Source organism: Arthrobacter sp. Y3223166, assembly GCF_059090935.1.
In genome coordinates this window covers 1-8,630 of sequence record NZ_JBNHGE010000063.1, presented here as the reverse complement: position 1 = coordinate 8,630, position 8,630 = coordinate 1, and the positions used below count along the sequence as shown (strand labels likewise).

Here is an 8,630-nt window from a genome sequence, read left to right as displayed (position 1 = left end):
GGGGCGTCGCCCGCCGGGCCCTGGTCGCCGGCGGGTGCTCCCGCGGGCGCGGTGCCGCGGGCCTTGACGGCGCGGTCCTCCCGGGTGCCGCCCACCAGTTGGCCGGCGGCATCGGCTTCCTTCTCCACCTCTTCGGCTTCGGCGGCAGCTTTGGCCAGGTCGGCCTCGGCCGCGGCATCCTCGCTGATGCTCGCCTGCCCCAGGGTTGGCTCGGCCAGCTCCACCTCGTCCGCGCTGATGTGCAGGCTGGGGTCGGGTACCTCGGGGCTCTCGGGGCGCTCCAGCGGAGGCCTCCCGTCGTCGTCAGGCCGCTTGTCCTGTTCGCTCATGGGGAAACTTGCCTTCCGTGCGTGTTGTCTTCCGGGAGAACGGGAGAACCGGTCCACGATGACTTTAGCCAACATTCCCGCGTTGCTGCACGATTTAGTCCTTTCGGGAGCCGGGAGGGGCCCCTCGCGGCCACTGTTCGCCTGCCACGAGCGGTCGTGAAAACCATGTACCCTATAGGTACGACAGAATTGATCAATTATTCCGGGACCTCGTGCGCCAGTCGTGCGACCACTTCCGGATCGACGTACAAAGGGGGTCACGCCATGGGGCGCGGCCGTCAGAAGGCAAAAGCAACCAGGCAGGCCCGGGACATGAAGTATTTCAGCCCGGCCACTGACCTGACTGCACTCCAGCGCGAACTCGGCGCTGCGAAACGCCATAACTCCGACACGTTTTCCGAGGAGCCATATGAGCCGGACTACTCGGACTACGTGGACAAGTACGCAGATCAGTACGACGACGACGAAGACCACGGCAGCCGCAACGTAGGCTAGCCGGCTTCGGTCGTTTCTTCCCGGACGGGATCACGCACCAGCCTCACCCTCCTGCACCCTCTCGGGGTCTGCTAGCGGGGGCGCATGGCGTGCGCGGAAGTGCCTGCCCGGACTCCCGAACTCAGGTGCCGGACTGCTGCGGTTCCGGGGCGTCCGCCAGGGGCCACACCTCGATCACCCGGCGATGCCTCGGGTCTCCGTCAGGACGCATGTCCACCAGGGCCGCCTGGCCCACATGGACGGTGTCGCCGGCGTGGAGGCGGCCTTCCGCCTGATGGCTGACGTGCGGCCGGAAATGCCGGCGGGTATGGTGCGGACTCAGCACATGGGAATTCTCGCCGAGTGCGTCCAGCACGCCTTCGTGCAGCAACTGCAACCGTGGTTCCGGCTGTACCAACGAGACGGGGACGGAACCGTTCCGGCCGAAAAAGTCGTCGGCGCCGATGCGCACGTCAAACCCCTGTCGTCCGGCGAGAGCCCGGCCGACGCGCCAACCGACGGCCTCGGCCGGCTCCCGGGTATCGAAGCGGGCCAGCGTGATGTGCAGCGGCCACCGGCTGCGCGGGAACGCGTAGCCGGCGCTCACCGGTCTGACGAACGCCACCACCACGTACGCACCCATCCGTCCAGTGTGCCACCCGGACCGGCCGGCCGGTATGCCGGACAAAACCGCCCCCGGACCGTCGCGTTCGCGGTGCAGGGGCGGTCCGGTGTCCGGGCGGGCCTAGGCGTAGGAGTTCACCAGGTGGACGGCACCGCCGTCGACGCCCTTGGCGCCCTGGACATAATCGATGCCGGCCAGGGACGGGTCGGCGGGACCGACCTGGCCCATCACCCAGGCTGGCACGCCGCGCTCATTCAGGCGCTGCAGGGCGGCATCGGCACCGGCGCGGTCCACAATGGCAACCATGCCGACGCCGAGGTTCAGGGTCCGTTCCAGGTCGGCCTGCGGGACGTTGCCCAGTTCGCCGATGAGCTTGAAGATGGCCGGCAGCTCCCAGGTGGAACGGTCCACGGTGGCCATGAGTCCCTGCGGCAGCACGCGCGCGAGGTTCGCGGCCAGGCCGCCGCCGGTGACATGGCTGAAGCCGTGGACACCGGCTGCTTCGTAGCGTGCCAGATCCAGGCAGTCCGCCGCGTAGACGCGGGTGGGCTCCAGGAGTTCCTCGCCCAGTGTCCGGCCGAACTCGCTGACCTGCCGGTCCAGCGCCCAGCCGGCATGGTTGATCACCCTGCGGACCAGGGAATACCCGTTGGAATGGAGGCCCGAGGAGGCCATGCCGATGACGACGTCCCCGTCCTTGACCCGCTCCGGGCCCAGCAGGTCGTCGGCCTCGACCAGGCCGGTGGCGGCGCCGGCAACGTCGTATTCGTGTTCGCCCAGCAGGCCGGGGTGCTCGGCGGTCTCCCCGCCCACCAGCGCGGTCCCGGCCACCTCGCAGGCGGCGGCGATGCCGCGCACGATGTCGGCGATCCGCTCCGGGACCACCTTGCCGCAGGCGATGTAGTCGGTCATGAACAGCGGTTCCGCCCCGACCACCACGATGTCGTCCACCACCATGCCGACCAGGTCGAAGCCGATAGTGTCGTGGATATCCATGGCCTGGGCGATGGCGACCTTGGTGCCCACTCCGTCGGTGGAGGTGGCCAGCAGGGGCTTGCGGTACTTCAGCAGTGCCGAAACGTCGTACAAGCCGGCGAAACCGCCGACCCCGCCGATGACGTTGGCGTTGTGAGTGGCCTTGATGGCCCCCTTCATCAGCTCGACGGCCTTGTCGCCGGCCTCTACGTCGACGCCGGCGCTGGCGTAGGTGATCTGGCCCTGTTCGGGGGAGGTCATACTCGCTCTTTCTTGTCGTCGGCGGTCAGGAGCTTCTCCAGGTCCGAATCAGGCCCGGGGTCGCACGAGCCGTGTTCCTGGTCCGCCTCGCCGCGTTCCAGCAGGTTCTTGCCCAGGCGGTCGGCGGTGGGCAGTTCGATCGGATACTCGCCCGTGAAGCACGCGGTGCACAGCCGCTCGCGGGGCTGTTCGGTCGCCTCGATCATGCCCTCTTCGGAGATGTAGCCCAGGCTGTCGGCGCCGAGCGACGCCCTGACATCTTCGACGCCGATGCCGTTCGCGATCAGCTCGGCCCGGCTGGCGAAGTCGATGCCGTAGAAGCACGGCCACTTGATGGGCGGAGACGAGATGCGCACATGCACCTCGGCCGCACCGGCTTCACGGAGCATCCGGACCAGGGCCCGCTGGGTGTTGCCGCGGACGATCGAATCGTCAATCACCACCAGCCGTTTGCCCTGCACCACCGACCGCAGCGGGTTCAGCTTCAACCGGATGCCGAGCTTGCGGATGGTCTGGCTGGGCTGGATGAAGGTCCGGCCCACGTAGGCGTTCTTGACCAGTCCCTGGCCGTAGGGGATGCCCGAGGCCTCGGCATAGCCGATGGCGGCCGGGGTCCCGGATTCCGGCGTCGGAATCACCAGGTCGGCCTCGGCCGGGTGTTCCTTGGCCAGCTTCCGGCCCATCTCCACGCGGGCAGCGTGGATGCTGCGGCCGTTGATGGACGTGTCCGGGCGGGCCAGGTAGACGTATTCGAAGACGCAGCCGGCAGGCTTTTTCTCGGCGAAGTGCTGGGAGCGCAGGCCGTTCTCGTCGATGGCGATGAATTCGCCGGGCTCGACTTCGCGGACGAAGGATGCGCCCACGATGTCCAGCGCAGCGGTCTCGGAGGCGACCACCCAGCCGCGCTCCAGCCGGCCCAGCACCAGCGGGCGCACCCCGGCCGGGTCGCGGGCGGCGTACAGCGTGCCTTCGTCCATGAAGGTGAAGCAGAAGGCGCCGCGCAGCTTGGGCAGCAGCTCCAGCGAGCGTTCCTCAAGGGTCTGGCCCTCCTCGCCGGCCATGAGCGCGGTGACCAGCGCGGTGTCCGTGGTGTTGCCCTGGGCCAGCTCGCCGCGGTCGGGCTTGCCGAACTTCTCCAGCACCTTCTCGTACAGCTCTGCGGAGTTGGTCAGGTTGCCGTTGTGGGCCAGCGCGACGGTGCCGGTGGCGGTGGCGCCCAGCGTCGGTTGCGCATTCGCCCACGTGGAGCCGCCGGTAGTGGAGTAGCGGCAATGGCCGACGGCGATGTGGCCGCTCAGCGTGTTGAGGGTGGTCTCGTCGAAGACCTGGGACACCAGGCCCATGTCTTTGTAGACATTGATGCGTTTGCCGTCGCTGGTGGCAATACCGGCGGACTCCTGTCCGCGGTGCTGCAGGGCGTACAGGCCGTAGTAGGTAAGTTTTGCTACTTCTTCGCCGGGTGCCCAGACGCCGAAAACGCCACAGGCGTCCTGGGGTCCCTTTTCGCCGGGAAGAAGTTCATGGGAGAGTTTTCCGTCACCGCGTGCCACCCGCCCATTCTCTCATGCGCCCGGCGCGCGGCCGCACTGGGGTGACGGGGATTACGGGGGCCTGCCGGCAGGTTACGCCTGGCGTTCGCCTTCGGTTCCGCCCCCGGTTTCGCCCCCGGTTGCGCCCTCGGTTCCGGCCCCGGCTTCGCGGTCCCGTTCGCGGGTGACGGCGGTGCTCCCGTCCCGATCACGGGGCGTCGCAGGGAGGTCGGCGGAGCCCGGATCCGCAGCCGGGTCCGCGGAGTCTTCCTGCCCGGGTTCGGCAACTGCCGTCAGGTGCTTCGCGCGTTTGACGCTGGCCCGGTCGATGAGCAGGAACAGCAACGATCCAACCAGGATGCCCGCCAGGCCGAACAGCACGGCCAAGAAGGCAAAAACGGTGCCGCGGGTGAACTCCGCGTTCTCCGGCCCGGTGTAGGCAGACACGGCGGCCAGCACGACGCCCAGCACGGCCCAGACGGCGATGAAGGGCGCATACTTCGGCGCCCGGCGAACGGTGACGTCGCGGCGCTCCGGCTCGATGGGTCTGCGGTCGCGAGCCGGTTCTTGCTCAGAAGTCATACGTTCCAGCCTACCGGGCGAAGAGCGGCAGCCTGTCCGCCAGTTCGGCCCGCAGCCCGGAGGCAGCGACCCTGCCCTCGGCGACGGCGGTGTCCCACCCGAGCGCCCCCGTCACCAGGGCAAGCCAGGTAGCGGGGTCGGTTTCCACCACGTTCGGCGGTGTGCCCCGGGTGTGCTTGGGGCCTTCGATGCACTGGGCGACGCCGAACGGCGGCACCCGCACCTCCACGCTGTTGCCGGGCGCACGCTCGGCCAGTTCCTCCAACGCGTACCGTACCGCCGTGGCAGTGGTCTGACGGTCCGTGGCCCCGCCGCGCCACGCACCCACGGCGGCGTCGCCCTCCCGAGCCGGGATCCGGCGTCGTACTCCCATCGATTCAGGTCCTTCCGGGGCTCAGTCCAGCAGCGCTACCATGGGCGGCGCCAACCGCAGCCTGCCGACCGGCTGGCCGCCGCCGAGGACGGGCTTGACCACGTCCTCCAGCACCGGGCCCACCTTCTCCACGTCGACGGCGCCGCAGGCGGCCAGCAGTGTCAGCGCGATCAGGGAACCGGCGCGGCCGCTGCCGTCCAGGATTTTCACCGCCACCGAGACGCCATTGGGGGTGGCCATCACCATCACGCCCTCGGCGCCGGACTTGGCAAAGACCCCCAGCTGCTCCATCACCACGGTGTTTTCCTGGCCCCAGCCGTGCACCGCCCACGGGTAGTCCAGCATGGCGGTGGCGATGGTGGCGGCGCGGGCATCGGCGTTCTTGTCCGCCGGAGCCTTCGCCAGCTTCCCGACGGCCCGGGCCAGGCCGGTCAACGACAGCGCGGGCGCCGGGGCGCCGCAGCCGTCGACGGCGATGTGCTCGATCTTTTCTTCGGCGTACTCCTCGATGACCTCCATCACGCGGCGCTGGAGGGGGTGGTTCGGTTCCAGGTAGGTGTGGGTATTCCAGCCGTTCTCCACGCAGGCCCAGAGGAAGGCGGCGTGCTTGCCGGAGCAGTTGAAGGACAGCCGCTGCTGGCCGCGTTCGGTGCGGACCAGCCAGCCGCGCGCCTGCTCGTCCTGCGGCCAGGCCGGCGGGCAGCGAAGATCGGCGTCGGTCAGGCCGGCGGCCTTGAGCATGCCCTCCACCACGTCCATGTGCTCGAGCGACCCCACATGGCTGGCGCAGGCCAGGGCCACCTGGTCGCCGCGCAGCGGGACGCCGGACTGCATGGCGGCCAGGGCCTGGAACGGCTTGAGCGTTGAGCGCGGGAAGATCGGTGCGCTGATGTCGCCGAGTTCGGTCACCACGGTGCCGTCGGCGGCCATGACCACCGCGGAGCCCAGATGGCGGGACTCGATGAAACCGTTGCGTTCGACGACGGCCAGTTCCACGGCGTCCGCGGCTTTGAATGTCTCGGGCATGGACCCAGTTTAGGGGCCGGTGCAACAACTTCGAGGCTCCGCCCCGCGACCAGTAGGCTAGTTCCTTGTGAAGGTACTTGTGATCGGCCCCGGCGGCCGCGAGCACGCAATAATCCGTTCCCTGCTGGCCGATCCCTTTGTCACCGAGGTGCATGCCGCCCCCGGCAACGCCGGCATCGCGCAGATCGTGCCCACGCACCAGGTGGATGCGGGCGACCCAGCGGCGGTGACCGAGCTGGCCCGGCGGCTGGAGTCCGACCTGGTGGTGGTGGGCCCCGAGGCCCCGCTGGCCGCCGGAGTGGCCGACCCGCTGCGCGCGGCCGGCATCCCGGTGTTCGGCCCCAGCAAGGAAGCGGCCAGGCTTGAAGGCTCCAAGGCCTTCGCCAAGCAGGTCATGGCCGCGGCGAACGTGCCCACCGCCATGGCCCACGTGGCCACCAACGCCGCCGAAGCGGCCGAGGCCCTGGATTCGTTCGGGGCCCCCTACGTGGTCAAGGACGACGGGCTGGCGGCCGGCAAGGGCGTGGTGGTGACCGAAGACCGCGACGCCGCCCTGGCGCACGCCCAGGCCTGCTTCGACGCCGGCGGTTCCGTGGTCATCGAGGAATTCCTCGACGGCCCGGAAGTCTCCCTGTTTGTGATTTCCGACGGCGAACGCGCCATCCCGCTGGTGCCGGCGCAGGATTTCAAGCGGATTTTCGACGGCGACGAGGGCCCGAACACCGGCGGCATGGGCGCCTACACGCCGCTGACCTGGCTGCCGCCCGGTTTCGTGGACGAAGTCATGGACCGCGTCGCGCTGCCGACAATCCGCGAGATGGCCCACCGCGGCACCCCGTTCGTGGGCGTGCTGTTCTGCGGGCTGGCCGTGACCAGCCGCGGCGTGCGGGTGATCGAATTCAACGCCCGCTTCGGGGACCCGGAAACGCAGGCGGTACTGGCCCGGCTGCGCACACCGCTGGGCGGGCTGCTGCTGGCGGCCGCCAAGGGGGAACTGGACGACACAGAACAGTTGGTCTGGTCCAGGCGGTCCGCCGTCACGGTGGTGCTGGCCGCGGAGAACTACCCGGGAACTCCGCGCACCGGGGATCGGATCCGCGGCCTGAAGAAGGCCAATGCCTTGACCGACGTGCACGTGATCCACGCCGGGACCGCCCTGGACGGGAACGGCAAGGTGGTCAGCGCCGGCGGGCGGGTGCTCGCCGTCGTCGCGCTGGGTGAAGACCTGGTGGAAGCCCGCGAACGTGCCTACGAGGGCATCGACGCCATCAGCCTGGAGGGGTCGCAGTACCGCAGCGACATTGCCCTGCTGGCGGCCGAGGGCAAGATCAAGGTGCCCGCGTCCGGCACGAACTCCCGGGCCGGCGCACAGAGAGACTGAGGACGTCAAACCATGGCATTTGCCCCCGAAGTACTCGAACTGCCCGGCTGGAAGCACGTCTACTCCGGCAAGGTCCGCGACCTGTACGTTCCGGCCGCCCCGCAGCAGGTGGAGACGGCCAGCGACGACATTGCCGCCGAAGGCCTGTTGGACCGGCGCAACGACACCGTGCTGGTGGTGGCGAGCGACCGGATCAGCGCCTACGACCACGTGCTGTCCAGCGAGATCCCGGACAAGGGACGGATCCTCACCCAGCTGAGCCTGTGGTGGTTCGAACAGCTCGCCCAGGGGGACAACCCGGTGGCGCACCACGTGGTGTCCACCGAGGTGCCCGACGCGGTGGCCGGCCGGGCGATGGTCTGCAAGAAACTGGACATGTACCCGGTGGAATGCATCGCCCGCGGCTACCTGACAGGGTCGGGCCTCGCCGAGTACCGGCAATCCCGGACCGTGTGCGGGTTGCCGCTGCCCGCCGGCCTGGTGGACGGCTCCCGGCTGGAGCCCGCCATCTTCACCCCCTCGGCCAAGGCCGAGGTGGGCGAGCACGACGAGAACATCACCTACGACGCCGTGGTCCAGACCGTCGGGGCGGAGACCGCGGCCCGGCTGCGCGATAAGACGCTGCAGATCTATACGCGCGCCGAAGCCATCGCCCGGGAGCGCGGAATCATCCTGGCGGACACCAAGGTTGAGTTTGGCGTCGATCCCACGACGGGGGAGATCACGCTGGGCGACGAGGTGCTGACCCCCGACTCCTCGCGGTTCTGGGACGCGGACACCTACGAGCCGGGCCGGGCGCAGCCGTCGTTCGACAAGCAGTTCGTGCGCGACTGGCTGACGTCGCCCGCCTCCGGCTGGGACAAGAACTCGGACGCCCCGCCGCCCGCCCTGCCGGAGGACATCGTGCAGAAGACGAGGGCGCGTTACGTCGAAGCCTACGAACGGCTCACCGGGCGGACATTCGCCTGATCGGCAGCGGCGCGGGGCCGGGCCGGGTGCTCCCGGCCGCGCCCAGGGGGTCGGGCAGAGGGCCGGCAGGGGAGCCGGGAGCTGATTTCGGGAGGCGGCCGGCCGC

At 69.4% G+C, this 8,630-nt stretch carries 10 protein-coding genes; 3 read left to right on the top strand and 7 right to left on the bottom strand.

Annotated elements, in window-relative coordinates; all coding sequences use genetic code 11:
* On the bottom strand, positions 1-329 hold a 329-nt coding region (locus tag AC5RUH_RS16105), incomplete at its 3' end, for a hypothetical protein (RefSeq protein ID WP_494129088.1).
* Positions 330-593: 264 nt separating this feature from the next.
* Between AC5RUH_RS16105 and AC5RUH_RS16100 the strand changes: the two genes are divergently transcribed.
* A complete protein-coding gene (locus AC5RUH_RS16100; RefSeq protein ID WP_494000679.1) occupies positions 594-824 on the top strand; it encodes a DUF3073 domain-containing protein in 231 nt (76 codons plus the stop codon).
* Positions 825-945: 121 nt separating this feature from the next.
* On the opposite strand, the gene AC5RUH_RS16095 is transcribed toward AC5RUH_RS16100, so the two are convergent.
* From AC5RUH_RS16095 to AC5RUH_RS16070, 6 genes are all read right to left on the bottom strand, one after another.
* The gene (locus tag AC5RUH_RS16095; protein ID WP_494129087.1) at positions 946-1,446 is read right to left on the bottom strand and encodes a 2'-5' RNA ligase family protein; all 501 of its coding nucleotides are present in this window, start codon (positions 1,444-1,446) and stop codon (positions 946-948) included.
* A gap of 102 nt (positions 1,447-1,548) precedes the next feature.
* Positions 1,549-2,664, bottom strand: a complete 1,116-nt coding sequence (gene purM, locus AC5RUH_RS16090; protein ID WP_494074000.1) for a phosphoribosylformylglycinamidine cyclo-ligase — start codon at positions 2,662-2,664, stop codon at positions 1,549-1,551.
* On the bottom strand, positions 2,661-4,214 hold the full coding sequence (purF, locus tag AC5RUH_RS16085) for an amidophosphoribosyltransferase (protein WP_494129086.1): 1,554 nt from the start codon (positions 4,212-4,214) through the stop codon (positions 2,661-2,663). The genes purM and purF overlap by 4 nt, the downstream gene beginning before the upstream one ends.
* A gap of 72 nt (positions 4,215-4,286) precedes the next feature.
* Positions 4,287-4,775, bottom strand: coding sequence for a hypothetical protein (locus AC5RUH_RS16080; protein WP_494129085.1), 489 nt, complete (start codon positions 4,773-4,775; stop codon positions 4,287-4,289).
* Positions 4,776-4,785: 10 nt separating this feature from the next.
* Positions 4,786-5,148 carry a sterol carrier family protein gene (locus AC5RUH_RS16075; RefSeq protein WP_494129084.1) on the bottom strand — a complete coding sequence of 121 codons (363 nt, stop codon included), beginning with the start codon at positions 5,146-5,148 and terminating at the stop codon, positions 4,786-4,788.
* A 21-nt stretch (positions 5,149-5,169) separates the two neighbouring features.
* Positions 5,170-6,174, bottom strand: coding sequence for an asparaginase (locus tag AC5RUH_RS16070; RefSeq protein WP_494129083.1), 1,005 nt, complete (start codon positions 6,172-6,174; stop codon positions 5,170-5,172).
* Positions 6,175-6,241: 67 nt separating this feature from the next.
* Between AC5RUH_RS16070 and purD the strand changes: the two genes are divergently transcribed.
* Positions 6,242-7,555 carry a phosphoribosylamine--glycine ligase gene (purD, locus tag AC5RUH_RS16065; RefSeq protein WP_494025330.1) on the top strand — a complete coding sequence of 438 codons (1,314 nt, stop codon included), beginning with the start codon at positions 6,242-6,244 and terminating at the stop codon, positions 7,553-7,555.
* A gap of 12 nt (positions 7,556-7,567) precedes the next feature.
* The gene (locus tag AC5RUH_RS16060) at positions 7,568-8,524 is read left to right on the top strand and encodes a phosphoribosylaminoimidazolesuccinocarboxamide synthase (RefSeq protein WP_494074003.1); all 957 of its coding nucleotides are present in this window, start codon (positions 7,568-7,570) and stop codon (positions 8,522-8,524) included.
* Positions 8,525-8,630: the final 106 nt, after the last annotated feature.

What these genes read in the sequence shown, in the direction of transcription:
- AC5RUH_RS16060 (WP_494074003.1), top strand. Translation starts at nt 7,568, where the DNA reads ATGGCATTTGCCCCCGAAGTACTCGAACTGCCCGGCTGGAAGCACGTC.
- AC5RUH_RS16070 (WP_494129083.1), bottom strand. Translation starts at nt 6,174, where the DNA reads ATGCCCGAGACATTCAAAGCCGCGGACGCCGTGGAACTGGCCGTCGTC.
- AC5RUH_RS16095 (WP_494129087.1), bottom strand. Translation starts at nt 1,446, where the DNA reads ATGGGTGCGTACGTGGTGGTGGCGTTCGTCAGACCGGTGAGCGCCGGC.
- purM (WP_494074000.1), bottom strand. Translation starts at nt 2,664, where the DNA reads ATGACCTCCCCCGAACAGGGCCAGATCACCTACGCCAGCGCCGGCGTC.
- AC5RUH_RS16075 (WP_494129084.1), bottom strand. Translation starts at nt 5,148, where the DNA reads ATGGGAGTACGACGCCGGATCCCGGCTCGGGAGGGCGACGCCGCCGTG.
- AC5RUH_RS16100 (WP_494000679.1), top strand. Translation starts at nt 594, where the DNA reads ATGGGGCGCGGCCGTCAGAAGGCAAAAGCAACCAGGCAGGCCCGGGAC.
- AC5RUH_RS16080 (WP_494129085.1), bottom strand. Translation starts at nt 4,775, where the DNA reads ATGACTTCTGAGCAAGAACCGGCTCGCGACCGCAGACCCATCGAGCCG.